The organism is Methylosoma difficile (genome assembly GCF_054657615.1).
Genome location: NZ_BAAHYJ010000001.1, coordinates 892,204 through 907,360 on the forward strand (window position 1 = coordinate 892,204; position 15,157 = coordinate 907,360).

Sequence of the window (15,157 nt, forward strand, 5' to 3'; positions counted from 1 at the left end):
ATTATGTGCGGAATATGCGGTTGCGGACAAGAACACCCAGACAGCACCGGCAAATTTAAGCTAGTGACCGGACACGTCCATCCCGTGCTAAGCACAGGTCATCACCACCCACCGCTGGACAACGCGCGGCTGGTGCAAGTCGAACAAGATTTGCTCAGCAAAAACAACGCCTATGCCGCACAAAACCGTCATTTTTTCCAAGAAGACAATATCTTCGTCTTAAATTTGGTGTCCAGTCCCGGCGCGGGCAAAACCACTTTGCTGGTGGAAACCATCAAACGCTTGAAAGGCTGTTTCCCCATTGCCGTCATTGAAGGCGACCAGCAAACTGAACACGATGCCGATAAAATCCGCGCCACGGGCGTTCCGGCTTTGCAAATCAACACCGGACGCGCCTGCCATTTGGACGCACAGGGCATTGGTCATGCGGTGATGCAATTGGCGGTGCAGCCGAACAGTTTGTTGGTGATTGAAAACGTCGGCAATTTGGTCTGCCCGTCGTCGTTTGATTTGGGCGAGGCGCATAAAGTGGTGGTGTTGTCGGTAACGGAAGGCGACGACAAGCCGCTGAAATATCCTGATATGTTCCATGCGGCGGATGTGATGGTGCTTAACAAAATCGACTTGCTGCCGTATGTCGATTTTGATGTGCAGCGTTGTTTGGATTTTGCCAGACAGGTGAATCCAAATTTGCAGGTGATCCAGTTGTCTGCAACCAAGGGCGATAATCTTGGCGAATGGACGGATTGGTTATTGGCAAACGTGCAGGCCGATACCGCCATGCCGGATTGGGCTCTGCATAAACACGAAGATTCCGCACGCCCTTAAGCGATTACTTTGTTATCATCGTGATTTTAATGAGGAGCTACCATGCACATAATTAGACAAAAAATCACCCACATTCTGGCGTTTTCCTTGTTGGCAAGTGTTTGTTCGTTTAGCAACTTGGCGCTTGCCGAAGCCGAACACGGCGACGCCCATCATGCCCAAAACAGCCTTGATTGGCCGGGTTTGTACTACGGCTTCCTGCCTTGCGACGATTGCAACGGCGTAAAAACCACCTTGGCGCTTAACCAAAACGGCAGTTATGTGTTAATCACCCAGTACATTGGTAGGTCTGAGCGTGAGTTTGTTGAAAAAGGCAAATTCTCTTGGGGTGATAAGAGCGACACCATCGTCTTGACGCCACGTAACAAACCCGCCGCCCAGCAATATTTTGTTGGCGAAAACATGCTGGTGCAGTTGGATAAAAACGGCAACCGCGTAACCGGCAAACTAGGCGACCGATATATTTTACGTAGAAACGACGTCACCAAACCCACCACGCAACACGCCGGCCATTAAACCGCCGCGCGGCGGCCTTGTCCGCTGCCATAAAAAATGGCCTAGGGCTTGATGCCAAAGGCCATTTGCACACGAATCCCCATCCGCCCGTTCAATCGGTTTTTTGTTTTAACCGGTTTAATCTTCTCTTGGTCTTTTCAAGCATGACGTTTTGGCGTTCATGCGCCCATAAATCCATTGCCGTTGCCAGCGGAATTTGTTGATGGCTGACCAGTTCACACAAGCCTTGGCGCAACGCAACCAGCCGGACAATGCTGGTGTTGCTGAGGTTGTTCGCCAGCAAATCGGCAAATTGTTTTTGGTTGGCGTCATCTAGGCAAAAATTGGGGTTGGGCGCGCTTGGGTTTGCGCTAGCCAACATCGGTAATGCGCACAGCAATACCAGCACGCCATGCCTTATTGTTTTGAAATACATCCTTTTCTTCCTGTTGAATGAGCGGACTGCCGCTGTATTGGCAAGCCATCCGCGCTAAGCGACTAAAACCCTATTCTACAAGAATTAACGGCTTACCGATGCCTGAAGCGCGGCAGCTTGCCGTTGGGTTTAAGCTGAAGCAATGGTTGAAATACGCCAGCAACTAAGGTTTTTTTCAGCCAATGGTTTCTGGTTTTTGTTTTTTATGTAAGGCATCTTATTGATTTTATTTTGTATTTTTTGATGGCACAAAAAAAGCATAGGCGAATAGGCAAAAGCCAATTTGTTGCATGGGCTTTTTGCACAACCATTTGGATGACCAAAGGAGAATCGACTATGAAAAAAACCTTACCCAAAATTGCGGCTTACACCGCATCCATCATCATTTCATCACTGCCATTTGCCATCGACTTTGCCGAAGCCGATGACAAGGTACAAAAATATCCGGCATCGATGGTCAGCCTTCCCCTCGCGCCTAAAATCGGCAAGCTGAAAGTGCTGGCGGAAAAATCGCAGCAAATAGCCAACGAAGCCACCGAGGTTTTGGATGGCACAGAGCAGGCGCTGGGCGCATTGTTGAAAGGCAACGCCCCCAAAGCCGCCGGAATTTTGCAGCAAGTTTCTGGAAAACTGGACGTTTTAACCGCTAAAAATCCTAACCTCGCCAGCATTCCGGCAAGCGTCATGGTCAGGATTGAGGAATATGTGGGCGATGAGGACGATGTCAAAAAAACCTTGGACACCCTGGATGATTTGTTTGAAGACGGCAAAATCCAAGCGGCTAGGGAATTGATAAGCAAATTGTCCAGTGAAATGGACATTACCACCACCCGCATTCCGTTGGCGCTATACCCTTCTGGCATTCATAACGCCTTGGTTTTGGCGAATGCAGGCAATAACGACGCGGCGGCGGATGTCTTGAATGCGCTGTTGGGCAGTGTTGAGACGATAACCGAAATTATGCCTTTGCCGGTGCTGCGGGCGGAAGAATTCCTGACGTTAGCGTCGGAACAGGAACACAAACAAGATTTGTCGAAACAAGCCGTCCGCGACCAAATCATCAATGACATCGATGCCGCCAAAAGCCAGTTGAAATTAGCCATCTTGTTGGGTTACGGCAGTAAGGAAGATTACCGCGAACTTTACCAAGCCATGGATGACATGAAGGCGGCGATAAACTCGGCGGGATCGCAAGCCGCATGGGAAAACATCAAGCGCTCAGTGGCGGCGTTAAAAGACAAGTTGACCCTTTCTAAAACCAACAAGAAATAACGGGATGGGGAATGCGCGGCATCCCTCGGATTTAGCAGCGGGCAGGGTATTGAAATGGGACGGTTTGTGCGCATGACGGGAATGGTTTTATGGGTGGCGGTCGTGGCGGCTTTTGTTGGTCTCAGGCCGATGTCGGGTCATTTTTTGGACTATTGGCTTTGGAAATGGACAACGCCCACCGCCCTGCAAACAGGCCATATCGAATCGAAGGGCGCGCACATCCATTACGTCGTTTATGGGCAAGGCGAGCCTGTGCTGCTGTTGCATGGCGGGTTGAGCAACAAACTGAGCTGGTTTTCGCAAATTCCGTGGTTGGTGGCTGCCGGACGGCGCGTTGTGTTGGTGGATACGCGCGGGCATGGCGATTCGACATCCGGAAATGCTGGCCTGAATTATCAGGTTTTCGCTAAGGATGCTTTGTTGGTTTTGGACCACTTGGGCATTACCTCCACGGATATTGTCGGCTGGAGTGACGGCGGCATTACTGCGCTAATGCTGGGATTGGAAGCCCCGCAACGTGTCCGCCGGATTGTTGCCATCAGTGCCAATTTCAATCCATCGGGCGTCAAACCGGAAGCGCCGTCGGCTTCGGGTCAAGCAACGCAAGTTTGGCAAACAACAATCAGCCCTTGGTTCCGGGGTTGGTGGTCGGGGGCAGGGGAAAGGCATCCGGCTTTGGAGGCTGAAATCAAGGCTTTGTGGCGCATCGCGCCGCAGCTTGAACAGACCCATTTACGCGCCATTACCGCGCCGACTTTAGTCATTGTTGGCGAAGACGACATGATTGACTTAAAGCATTCAAGCGAATTGGCAAGCGGGCTAGCCAACGGCAAGTTGGCGTTGGTTTCAGGTGCAGGCCATGCCGCCCCGATTACCCATGCCTTAGCCATCAACCAATTAATCGCGGCGTTTCTGAAAATTAAATTGCCGCCTCGTTTATGAACCCAATAAGGCTCTTGTTTTTATGAGAAAAAAACATCTCTTCATCGGCCTGTTGCTGGCTTTGGCGGCTTTCGCAGTTGGCCTTTTGAAAAACCAGCCACCTGTGCTGAACAGCATTAGCCGTTTGCCAAATTTTGGCGAAGTGGCGATCGCCAAGCCTTTATGGGGATCGCAAGGTTTCGTGGTGGTTTTTGCCGACACGCAAAAATACCCCGCTGCCGCTTTGGGGCAACGCTTGGCGCGTATCGGCATGACGGTGGCGGTGGTTGACACGCAAGCCTATTTTAAGCGCTTCAGCACGGCAACCGGTGTTTGCTTGGATGCCACACAAGTCGCCACCGCGATTGCCGGTTTGGCAGAACAATTGCGGTTATCCGCCAACACCCCGACCGTTGTTGCCGGTATTTCCAATGGCGCATTGCTGCCGTTCCTGAATGCCCAAGCCAATGCTGTCCGCGCAGCGACAAATTTGGCGGTCGATTTTTCCGTCAACGTCCCAGACGGTTTGCTTTTATGTGCGCCTTTAACGGCACAAGACCCAAATCAGAAAACGCTTTTACTGCCCCAGCCCAACTTTTCAGGCCATTGGCGGGCGGTGTGGACAGACCAACCGCCTGAGGCAACCGCTGTTTTCATCAAAACCTTAGGTAATGTAGAAACACAGATTGCCGCTTACGATACGCCGCTCGATGGGGTGCTGGCGGATGAACTCAACAATTGGCAAGGGCATAGCACGCTAGCATCTCCGCCGATGCCGATGGTGGACGTACCGGCAGCCCAAGCCCGCGAGACCTTGACGATTTTTTATTCGGGCGACGGTGGTTGGCGCGATTTGGATAGGACCATCGCAGGGGAAATGGCTGCGTTGAATTATCCGGTGGCGGGCGTCGATGTGCTGCGCTATTTCTGGGAACGGAAAACACCTGAACAGGCCGCTGCCGATTTGTCGGCAACGATGGCTTATTACCGAAAAAACCGCCACGTCAAAGCGTTTGTGTTGGCGGGCTATTCCTTCGGTGCGGACATCTTGCCCGCCGTTTACCAGCGGCTTCCACAAGCCGATAAAGACAGCGTGAGCCTATTGGTGCTTTTGGCACTGGCGAAAAATGCCGATTTTGAAATCCATGTTTCAGGTTGGTTAGGACAAAATGCCGGTGAATTGCCGCAAGCACCGGAGTTGGCGCAAATCCCCAAAACTAAAATCTTGTGCATTTACGGAAAAGAAGAAATTGCCGAAACGGCTTGTACAGATTTGCAGCAAACCGCCGCCGATATTTTGGAACTGCCCGGCGGGCATCATTTCGACCAAGACTATCCCAAACTCACCCAGCAAATCTTAAATGTCTACCGGCAGCACGGTATTGATTAAAGGTCCGACAACAGGAGTTTTTTTGCCTATGAACAGCGAATTTAGCCAAGTTTTTCAAAAAGCCGCGCAGTTGTTGCCAATCATCTTGTTCGCCTGTGCGCTTTACATGGTTCATAGCCAATTGAAAGCCCATAGTTTGGGCGACATTCTGGGCTTATTGACCGCCATGCCATTGCCCATGATGGCGGCGGCCTTTGCGTTAACGGTCGTCAATTACTTGGTATTGGCAGGCTATGATTGGCTGGCCTTGCGTTTTACCGGATACCGGCAAATCCCGTTGCCGAAAATGCTGGCTGCCGCACTCATCAGCTATTCGATCAGCAACAATACCGGTCACGCTTGGGCGGCGGGCGGTTCGGTGCGTTATCGGTTTTATTCAAAATGGGGTGTGCAGGGCTGGGATATTATAAAAATATCGCTTTTCCAAACTGTGACGTATTTGTTGGGGGCTTTAAGCTTGGGGTTGGTGGGTAGTTTGCTGTTGCCCCATTATTTGTCCAGCCAAGTCACTGAGCCGCCAGTGATCCATTGGGTGAGTGGGGTTTGTGCCATGACTTTGTTGGCCTACTGGCTGGCGATCTTTTTATGGCGCAAGCCCATCATGTTGAAAGGTTTTGAGCTGACCTTGCCTTCACCCGCCATGACCTTGGCGCAAACGCTGGTGTCGGGCATCGATGTGGTACTGTCGTCACTGGTGTTATGGGTTTTGCTGCTGGGCAAGGTGGATATTGGCATTGGCGCATTCCTGGTGGTATTTGTGGTCGCGCAGGTTGTCGGCGTTATCAGCCAAGTGCCGGGCGGCATCGGCGTGTTCGAAAGCGCATTTCTTTGGCTGATGTCCGATATAGAAACAACCGACCAGCATTTGCTGTTGATTGGCGCGTTGTTGTTGTATCGGATCATTTACTATTTTCTGCCTTTGCTGTTGGCAGGCATCGGCTTGTTGGTTTATGAGCTGGGTCATCGCGCCCTGTTGCTTGCCGAAAGTGCCGATACCGTAAAGCGTCTGTTATCAGCGGTCATACCGCAGCTGTATTCCTTATTGCTGCTGCTGGCGGGCGGGCTTTTGCTGGTCTCCGGATCAATCCCCGCCAATTCGCAGGCAATGGCTTGGCTGTGCGGGTTGTTGCCTTTGCCGGTTATAGAACTGTCGCATTTGGCGGGCAGTTTGATTGGTTTACTGCTGTTGTTTTTGGCGCGAGGCATCCGGCTTAAGATGGATGCCGCGTGGTATGCCAGTTTGTTGCTGCTGGGCTTGGGCATTCTGTCGGCGTTGCTGAAAGGCTTTGATTGGCGCGAAGCCTTGGTTTTGTCGGTCATTTTCCTGATGTTATTGCCAACCCGCAGCCATTTCCACTACCGGTCGTCATTGCTGCACATGCCTTTCTCAACGTCTTGGCTGATGACGGTGCTGATGGTGTTGGCGGGTTCTGTTTGGTTGGGTTTTTTTGCTTATCAGGATGTTGAATACGCCGACCAACTCTGGTGGCAGTTTTCGTATGAAGGTGACGCGCCACGTTTTTTGCGGGCATGGTTGATTCTGACCGTGGTCATGGTGGTTTTTTGTTTGTCGCGCTTGTTGCGGGTTGCGCCGCCGCCGGCATTCAGCAAACCGTCAGAAGCCGAACTGGATGAAGCGCAGCACTTAATCAAAAACAGCCAGCAAACCCAAGGTTATCTGGCGTTGCTAGGCGACAAGCACTTATTTTGGAATGCTGATCGCAACGCCTTCATTATGTATGCAACAAGCCCGCAGTTTTGGATTGCCATGGGCGATCCGGTCGGTGAGCTGTCCGCTTTTGAAGAATTGCTTTGGGATTTTATTGAGCAGGCCGACCGCTATGGTGCCAAAGCCGTGTTTTACCAAGTCAGCCCGGAATGCTTGCCGCATTATTTGGATTTGGGCTTGTCCTTGTTCAAGCTTGGCGAAGAGGCGCGGGTTGATTTGTCGGCATTCAACCTAAAAGGCAAACGGCATGATAACGAACGCAGCGCCCGTAACAAATTTGCCAAGTTGGGTTTTGGTTTTGAAATTCTGACAGGCCAAGCCGTTGAAACGCAATTGCCACGATTACGGCAAATTTCCGATGCTTGGTTGGCAAATAAAAATACCCGTGAAAAAGGTTTTTCATTGGGATTTTTTTCCGAACCCTACCTGCGGCGTACACCTGTTGCGGCAATTAAAGACCCGACCGGGCAGATTATGGCCTTCGCCAATCTTTGGGAGACCCTCAACCATCAGGAGTTGTCCATCGATTTGATGCGTTACGACCCCAGCAGCCCGAAAGGCATTATGGATTTTTTGTTTGTCGAGCTGATGCTGTGGGGCCAGCAGGAGGGCTATCAAAGGTTCTCGCTGGGCATGGCGCCGTTGGCAGGCTTAGAACGGCGACGCTTGGCGCCGCTGTGGCATAAAATTGGCGCGGTCATTTTTGATGTCGGCGATCAATTTTACAATTTTGAAGGCCTTTACGAATACAAGGCAAAGTACTTGCCGCAATGGCAGCCGCGCTATTTGGCGGCACCCACCGGCTTGGCGATGCCGCGAGCCTTAATGGCGATAACCCGCCAGATTTCAGGGAGTTGGCAAGGTATTGTCAGCAAATAGTTCGTGGGGCTTAAGTTATTTGAAATACTTGAATTTCAAGCCAATCGCGCAAGCCGCACCGACGATGATGTAGGCGTAATTGACCACCAAGCCTGACAGTGTGCTGGGGTTGTGGTCAACCGCATCACGTAAGCTGGGCGTGACGGCTAATGTCCAAACAAGGCAAGCCACAAGATACGACAAAAAACCTACGCCTGCGGAAGCCAATGCGTTTTTCTCCGATGCTTTGGCGCTTTTGTAAAACCAAAAGGTGATAAGGAAAGCGATAATTGTGCCGATCATAATAAAACTCCGTAAGCGAAGTGAATGGTGTCGGCACAGTACCAAATTGATCCCTTAGGCTCAAGCATCGATTAATCTTCATCAATCAGATAACCCCGCCCCGCAAAGCTTGCAAAGCCCGCAAATTTTGTCTGACCGTTTTTGCGGTGTTTTAGGGAGATACCGTAATCAATAGTAAAAAACCTTTAATTTTCAAATCATTAAAAATAAAAATCGATTGGCATGGTTCGTGCCAAAGAGATTGCTAGAAGCTGTATTACGCAAAAAATAAATGCCGCTCTGTTTTTAATTTTGGGGAGATTGCGATGAAAAAAAAAGTTTTTATACCGATTGCGGGCCTCGCGCTGGCCTTATCGGGCCTGCCTGCTCAGGCGCAAGTGTTTGGCTCGCTAGCCAATTTTGATGTGGTCAACGATACCGGCAAAACGGCGCACGGTTTCGAGATTGAATTGCATGATATTCATGCCAACCAAATCACTTCTATTTTTGGCGACGCTTCGCGTTGGCCTAACATGGAACGCTACGGTTCGCCCACGGTTACCGAATTTACCGATGCGACTGGTTTTGGTGTCAGGATTACTTATAAAGCCAGCAACAGTGGCACTTGGTCGGCGGGTACGCCCTCCGGCACCTTGCCGGTCAGTCCATCGGACAGCTGTTGGCCTTTGGGCGCAAAAGATTACGGCTCACAATATCCTTGCGACCATTTTGGCGTCAGCACCACGGTCAATACGCCGAATGTGAAATATTCGTGGCTGGTTGAAGATATGGCAAACCCTGCCGTTTTAACGCCGGTGCAGGCTTCTGTACCCAATCCGGTGTGGACGGTTGTTCCGCAGCCGCCCATCAACAATGTGCCGCAAGCGCCTAAAGTGAATGTGGCGATTGCCGCGCCGAAACCGAATTTTTACGAGTTCGGCGAACCGCGTTGGGTAAAAGTCACGGCAACCGGTACTTTGCAAGATGTGGCGGTGGAAGATTTGGTGGCGGAAAATGCCATTATCAAAAAAGCCCGCACCCAAACCCAGTTGGAATGGCAATTGTTGCAAACCGATACCGGCAATCCGGCGGCTGGGCAAATTGATTTGACCGGTGTTGCGCTTGATCCGGGCGCCAAAGGCGTGGTCTACCGGTTTGAGTTTTACAAATACACCGGCAACCGTGATGCGGCAACCAATGAGGCTTTGGTCGGCCCGCATGGCGACACCCCGGGCGCTATCGGCCCGAGTGCTGGCGATTTGGGTACGTTTATTGTGGCGCAAAATGCGGGCATCAATTTTGATGGTGTCATTCCCGCTGCGCCGCCGTTGCCGATTGCGCCGTCCATTAATGCCACCATTGCCGGTGCGACAGTCAATTCGCCCTACTATCAAACCATTAACGCGACGCCTGGCAATCCATTAGATACCTTGGCAATCACCGTAACGGGTCTGCCAGCAGGTTTGGTGTTTGATTCGGCAAGCAACAGCATTACCGGTACGCCAACTGCCGTGGGTTCATTCCCGCTGGTGATTAACGTGCAAGACCTTAGCAACGGCACAAGTACGTCAGCAACCACACAAATGGATGTTGCCGATGCGCCGATTGTCTTTAATTTATCGCTGGCTCAAGGCACTGTGGATGTACCTTACAGCCAAACCTTATCGGTAACAGGCGGTTATGGCGCTATCAGCTATAGCAGCTTTGGCAGTTTGCCCGCAGGTTTAAGCTTGGTGGGCGACAGCATTACCGGCACGCCAACCACAGAAGGGTCGACAACCGTACAATTGACCGCAACCGATGCGCTGGGCTATTCCCAAAACGCTTCCCAAACTTTGACGATTGTGCCTGCTCCCGTGCTGAATCCGCCGCCTGGCCCAGGTGCGGCGTGTTCGGCTACCAATAAAGTCATTTCTAACGTGACCAAGTATTGGTTGGATATTGCTGGCGGCATTCCTAACGGTGGACAAAGCGTTAAATATGCCCCCCAAGCCAACACCACTTTTGTTGCGCCTTTGTTGATGGCAAATGGCTTTAAGTTTGGTCAGGTTATTAGCTATTCCGGTGTTATGGATGCAGGCGGTTTCTTCTGTTTGGCGGATTCGATGACGGTTGCAGCAGGCTTAAGCCTTGCGCCAGTCACTTTGCCGAACGGTCAGGTTGGTAGTCCTTTCACCGCCACCGCCATTACGCCCGCGGGCGGCATTAAGCCTTACACGGTTGCGGTCAGCGGTTTGCCTGCGGGCTTAAGCTTTGATGGCATAAATATTGTCGGTACACCGGCATTAGGAAGCGATGGCCTGCAAACGGTCAGCGTGTCGGTCAATGACAGCATGGGCGAAACGGTCAATACCACTTTGTCGTTCACCATTACGCCTGCGCCTGTTGTTGTGCCAGCACTTAGCTTGCCAACAGGTACGGTCGGTGTCAGCTACAGCGGCAGCGCTTCAGCAACGGGCGGTGTCGGTTCGCTGAGCGTCTCGGTCACCGGTTTGCCAGCAGGTTTGACTTACGCAGCCGGTAACATCGCGGGTGTACCCAGTGCGGCGGGTGCCAGTTCAGTGACGGTAACGGCAAAAGACAGCATCGGTCAATCCGTCAGCAGCACCAGTGTCTTGACAATCAACCCAAGTGCCGCGCCTGCCGCGATTAAATTGGGTACGTCCAGCGTCCCTAAAACAGGCACGGTGGGCGTCGCTTACAAAGGCACAGTCAAAGCGTCAGGCGGTGTTGGGGCATTAACTTGGAAAGGCGCTGGTTTACCCAAAGGCGTGGTTGTTTCTACTGCGGGTGTGATGTCAGGAAAACCCTCAACCGTTGGCACTTATAACACGGTACTGACCGTTACCGACAGCATTGGGCAAACGGCAAAAATCAGCGCCAAAATCGTCATTTCCGCAACGGGGGCGATTACTTGCACCGTACCGGCAGGCGGCACAGCGGGCTTAAACAGCTTAGGAAAAATCACCGCCATTAGCGCCAATGTGATTACCTTTAAAACCGCAGCAGGCGCGTTAGTGAAAGTGACGGTTCCTGTGTGTGCCACAGTGCAATGGAACGGCGGCGCGACGGCTTATGCTATCGGCCAAGTGTTTGAGTGGAACGGTTATAGAACGGCAGCAACCGGCAACGTTGCCCAAAGTGTTGTTGTGAATTAAACCGTTTTAATCACTGATGTTACGCAGTTATTTTCTGCTGATTGGAAATAAATTGATGTGTCGCTATTGCGACGATTTTTAAATCGGGTTCTCGCACCCGACGGCGAGCTACTTTCTTTTGCGCCGCCAAAAGAAAGTATCCAAAGAAAAGGCGGCCCTGTTGCCGCTGATGTCTTGCGCTCCTCGCATTTGTCGGGGGGCGGCAGAATGGGCTTCCTGCCCATCTGCCGCCGTGCGGCATCCCTGCCGCACCCCTTCGGGCTGTTCCCGACAAATACTGCGGTGCTCGACGCGGCAAACGGGAAAAATACATTACTACGTAATATCAGTTAATCACATAAACCGATTAAAAAGGCTTGGGTTACCCCAAGCCTTTTTTTTGCCCGTCTTCGCGATGCCCCCGTCGCCAATTGGCATTTTGGGCTACAAAGGCTATAGTACCCCCCGCCAATACAAAAAATAATAACAAGCACTTAGCGATCAAACATTATTAAATGGCATTCCAGATAACAACAATAATAAGGAGGACATTCCATGAAAAAAGCAGTTTTTTTGGCGGCATTCTTGTTAGCCAGCTCCCCGATTAGCCACGCTGCCGAACACCATAGCGGTCACGGTGGGGCAATGGGTGGCGGCGGTGGCGGTACGGCTTGCATGAAGCCGCATCTCAGCAAATTCCTGCCGGCCCATTTAAGCACCGTTGTGCCGGGTGCGGAATTTTCGTTTATAGCGGTTAACGTCCACAAACCCGAACAAATCTCGGTGACGGTTAAAAACATTCCTGTTCCCGTCGTTGCAGAATTTAAAGACCCTTACTATTTGGTTAAAGGCCGTCTGCCGGAATCACTTCGCAATACGGCGGCGCGTGTCAATATTAAAGTCTCTGCCAAATCCTCGCATTGCGAAGGCGAAAACGGCTGGCTGCTAAAAATTGCGGAATGATTTGACCGCTAACGCCGTAAGGCTTGCCCGTGCAATAGCCCGTCGCAAGCCTTGCGGCGATTGACTCGCTGGGTGTTTCCTGCCACTATCAGGGGCATTATGCTTGTAGGAGCTTGTTATGTCTGAAAACCCCAACACCCAACATTGCGCCGCCTTTTGTTTGGCGCAACGTTTTGACATCACGCAGCTTTCCAGCCACTTGTCTGCCTCGACGCTGATCCGCATCATCAAAGGTGCATTGCTGATTGAAGACAGCGACAGCTGGTCGGTGATTTTTAACTACGGCGCGGTGGTGCACTGGAATGTCAGCCCCGAACAACAACGCAAACTGCACGAATTGCTGTTAAAACACGCTGAAAACCCGCTGGCGGTGGTTGAAGAAGACAATTTCACCTTTGCGCTTGATTGTCCTGCCACGCGTTTTGTTGAAGACCATATCGAAATTGAAAACTCCGATGCCATGCTGCTGTTTTCGTTATCGCAAGGCATGGCGCAGTCGATCAAGCTGGCGTCGTTTGAAACCCACGCCATCAACACCATCAACAACACCAGTTATATCCCCAAATCGTTGGCGGAAAACGGACGCATCCAGCTGAGCCGCCATAAAATCGCCAAAATTCGCGGGCAATTGTTTTTGACCAAAAGCGACATCATCCTCAATTACGATTTGCTCGACACGCCTGACTTTTTCTGGGAATACCCGGAATACGAAAAAGTTTACAGCCTGACTGCCAAATACCTGGAAATTGCCCCGCGTACCGAAGTGTTGTCCAAAAAACTGGAAACCATCCACGAACTGTTCGTGATGTTGGCGGACGAACAAAAACATCGCCATTCCACCATTTTGGAATGGATCATCATCGGGCTGATCGCCTTTGAGATCAGCATCACCATTTTCGACAAAGTCATTTAAAACCCATGCTCAGTTACCGCCACGGCTTTCATGCCGGCAATTTTGCCGACGTGCTGAAACACCTTGTGCTGCTCGACAGCCTGCATTACCTCGCCAAAAAAGATAAAGCCTTTTGCTATGTCGATACCCACGCAGGTGCGGGCGATTACGCGCTGGATGATGCGTTCGCGCAGAAAAACCGCGAATACAACAGCGGCATCGGCAAGTTATGGTCGCTCCGTGATGTGCCGGAAGCCGTTGCCGCTTATGTCAATATCATCAAAGCCTTTAACACCGAAGGCAAACTGAAGCGTTATCCCGGTTCGCCGTCGATTGCCCAGCATGTGCTGCGCCCTTACGACCGCTTATGCCTGTTTGAACTGCATCCGGCGGAAATTAAGGCGCTTAACCAGAACACCTTTAAAGACAAGCGCGTCAAACGTTTTCATGGTGATGGTTTGGTGGAAAGCTTGCCGCTGTTGCCGCCTATAGAGCGTCGTGGTTTGGTGTTGATTGATCCGGCTTACGAGCTGAAAAATGACTACCGTTTGGTGGTCGATGCATTGACCAAAATGCACCAACGTTTTGCCACCGGCACTTACCTGCTCTGGTATCCGGTCGTGGAGCGGCGGCGTATTGAGGAGCTGGAACGCGGGCTGTTAAAAAGCGGTATCCGTAATATCCAGCTGTTTGAATTGGGTTTAAAAGCCGATCATCCCGAACAAGGTATGACCGCCAGCGGTATGATCGCCATCAATCCTCCGTGGACTTTAGCCGCGCAAATGCGCCAATGTTTGCCTTGGTTGGCAGAGGTGTTGGCGGAAGGTAACGAAGGTTTTTATCGGATAGAGACGTTGGTAGCAGAGTAGTCATCTTAAAGCCTGTATTATCCAAATGGTTGGCAATCGCCAGCCCCTGTTGTTTCATAAACTTAGGTGGCAAGGCATTGCCTATCATTAACGCCGCCGAGCATTTGCCGCGCCGCAGCGAGAAGTAATAATCTTCGGGAAATGACTGCAACAGGGCGGCTTCCCGCAAAGTAATCGCACGGTTCTCTTCGGGGTGCAAAAAACGGCCTTTCGAAGGATTATGGCAGCCGCCGGTGATGGTCGGTGCCACCTCATTCCAACGCATCCTGCCATAAACATCTTTAAAACCGTTCGGGTAGCGTTTATGGCAATCCAGCCAATAGGCTTGCGGCAAATCGAGGCGGCTGCCACCGTCTTTAGGAATCAATGAAATTAACGTCTTAATTTTAGCCGAGCGTTCTTCGGGCAGGTCATGCAAAACATCGCCGCTAAAGCCCGCTTTGGGCAAATGACCAATCGCTTGCCAGACGGTGGTTTTTTTGCCGACGGTTTTGGGCAAGTCAATGACACCGTAGCGACTGGCGATCAACATCATCCGTGACCGCCTTTGCGGTACGCCATAATTGGCAATATCATGAATCAGTAGGGAATGGTCATCAACCAGATAGCCCAAGGTTCTTAATTGCCCGATAGCTTGTTGCATACGTTGGTCATATGCCAAAGCCGGTACGTTTTCAAGGACGACGCATTTGGGTAAAAACACTTTGACCCAACGCAAAAACTCAAAAATAAGGTCATTACGTCGATCTTCAACGCTGAGGGTTTTGTTGCGTGTCCTAAGGGCAGAAAAGCCTTGGCATGGCGGGCAAGCGGCGAGCAAAGACAGCTCATGGGGTGCAATGCCTAAGGCCTTCATGGCTTCATGAGGTGACAAATCGCAGATGTCCGCTTGCCATAGCTGCGTTGATGGATGATTTGCCCGATAGGTTTCAGCAGCAATATCATGCCATTCAACGGCAGCAATCACCTTGAATTCGGCTTGTTTTAATCCGCATGTTAGGCCGCCTGCCCCACAAAATAAATCAATCGCTGTATGTTTCTCCATGTGAAGAGTTTAACAAAAAAAAACCCACTGTGGACGGCAT

14 protein-coding genes are annotated in these 15,157 nt (G+C 51.3%); 11 read left to right on the top strand and 3 right to left on the bottom strand.

What is annotated here, in order from left to right; translation table 11 throughout:
• Positions 1–3 precede the first annotated feature (3 nt).
• Together hypB and ACYQ1O_RS04380 are read left to right on the top strand one after the other, a co-directional pair.
• Positions 4–828: a hydrogenase nickel incorporation protein HypB gene (hypB, locus tag ACYQ1O_RS04375; protein ID WP_459990412.1), complete on the top strand. Its 825-nt coding sequence runs from the start codon at positions 4–6 to the stop codon at positions 826–828.
• A gap of 42 nt (positions 829–870) precedes the next feature.
• Entirely contained in the window at positions 871–1,344 is a 474-nt protein-coding gene (locus ACYQ1O_RS04380; RefSeq protein ID WP_459990413.1) for a copper resistance protein NlpE, read from the top strand.
• A 91-nt stretch (positions 1,345–1,435) separates the two neighbouring features.
• On the opposite strand, the gene ACYQ1O_RS04385 is transcribed toward ACYQ1O_RS04380, so the two are convergent.
• Entirely contained in the window at positions 1,436–1,759 is a 324-nt protein-coding gene (locus tag ACYQ1O_RS04385; RefSeq protein ID WP_459990414.1) for a hypothetical protein, read from the bottom strand.
• 17 nt (positions 1,760–1,776) lie between these two features.
• Between ACYQ1O_RS04385 and ACYQ1O_RS04390 the strand changes: the two genes are divergently transcribed.
• The 5 genes from ACYQ1O_RS04390 (at position 1,777) to mprF (ending at position 7,950) form a co-directional block, all read left to right on the top strand.
• A complete protein-coding gene (locus tag ACYQ1O_RS04390; RefSeq protein ID WP_459990415.1) occupies positions 1,777–1,926 on the top strand; it encodes a hypothetical protein in 150 nt (49 codons plus the stop codon).
• Positions 1,927–2,095: 169 nt separating this feature from the next.
• Positions 2,096–3,031 (top strand): YfdX family protein, encoded by a 936-nt coding sequence (locus tag ACYQ1O_RS04395; protein WP_459990416.1) that lies wholly within the window; start codon positions 2,096–2,098, stop codon positions 3,029–3,031.
• Positions 3,032–3,103: 72 nt separating this feature from the next.
• Positions 3,104–3,973, top strand: a complete 870-nt coding sequence (locus ACYQ1O_RS04400) for an alpha/beta fold hydrolase (RefSeq protein ID WP_459990417.1) — start codon at positions 3,104–3,106, stop codon at positions 3,971–3,973.
• A 22-nt stretch (positions 3,974–3,995) separates the two neighbouring features.
• Positions 3,996–5,342 (top strand): virulence factor family protein, encoded by a 1,347-nt coding sequence (locus ACYQ1O_RS04405; protein WP_459990418.1) that lies wholly within the window; start codon positions 3,996–3,998, stop codon positions 5,340–5,342.
• A gap of 28 nt (positions 5,343–5,370) precedes the next feature.
• A complete protein-coding gene (gene mprF, locus ACYQ1O_RS04410; RefSeq protein WP_459990419.1) occupies positions 5,371–7,950 on the top strand; it encodes a bifunctional lysylphosphatidylglycerol flippase/synthetase MprF in 2,580 nt (859 codons plus the stop codon).
• A gap of 15 nt (positions 7,951–7,965) precedes the next feature.
• Here the strand turns inward: mprF and ACYQ1O_RS04415 are convergent, their stop codons facing one another.
• The gene (locus tag ACYQ1O_RS04415) at positions 7,966–8,232 is read right to left on the bottom strand and encodes a hypothetical protein (RefSeq protein ID WP_459990420.1); all 267 of its coding nucleotides are present in this window, start codon (positions 8,230–8,232) and stop codon (positions 7,966–7,968) included.
• 305 nt (positions 8,233–8,537) lie between these two features.
• Here ACYQ1O_RS04415 and ACYQ1O_RS04420 point away from each other — a divergent pair, with 305 nt between their 5' ends.
• The 4 genes from ACYQ1O_RS04420 to ACYQ1O_RS04435 all read left to right on the top strand — a co-directional run bounded on the left by ACYQ1O_RS04420 (position 8,538) and on the right by ACYQ1O_RS04435 (position 14,072).
• Positions 8,538–11,369, top strand: a complete 2,832-nt coding sequence (locus tag ACYQ1O_RS04420; RefSeq protein WP_459990421.1) for a putative Ig domain-containing protein — start codon at positions 8,538–8,540, stop codon at positions 11,367–11,369.
• A gap of 534 nt (positions 11,370–11,903) precedes the next feature.
• A complete protein-coding gene (locus ACYQ1O_RS04425; protein ID WP_459990422.1) occupies positions 11,904–12,311 on the top strand; it encodes a hypothetical protein in 408 nt (135 codons plus the stop codon).
• Positions 12,312–12,429: 118 nt separating this feature from the next.
• On the top strand, positions 12,430–13,224 hold the full coding sequence (locus tag ACYQ1O_RS04430) for an RMD1 family protein (protein WP_459990423.1): 795 nt from the start codon (positions 12,430–12,432) through the stop codon (positions 13,222–13,224).
• Positions 13,225–13,229: 5 nt separating this feature from the next.
• Positions 13,230–14,072 (top strand): 23S rRNA (adenine(2030)-N(6))-methyltransferase RlmJ, encoded by an 843-nt coding sequence (locus ACYQ1O_RS04435; RefSeq protein WP_459990424.1) that lies wholly within the window; start codon positions 13,230–13,232, stop codon positions 14,070–14,072.
• On the opposite strand, the gene ACYQ1O_RS04440 is transcribed toward ACYQ1O_RS04435, so the two are convergent.
• Positions 13,957–15,117, bottom strand: coding sequence for a DNA cytosine methyltransferase (locus ACYQ1O_RS04440; RefSeq protein WP_459990425.1), 1,161 nt, complete (start codon positions 15,115–15,117; stop codon positions 13,957–13,959). The two genes, ACYQ1O_RS04435 and ACYQ1O_RS04440, sit on opposite strands and share 116 nt — an antisense overlap.
• Between the last annotated feature and the right edge of the window lie 40 nt (positions 15,118–15,157).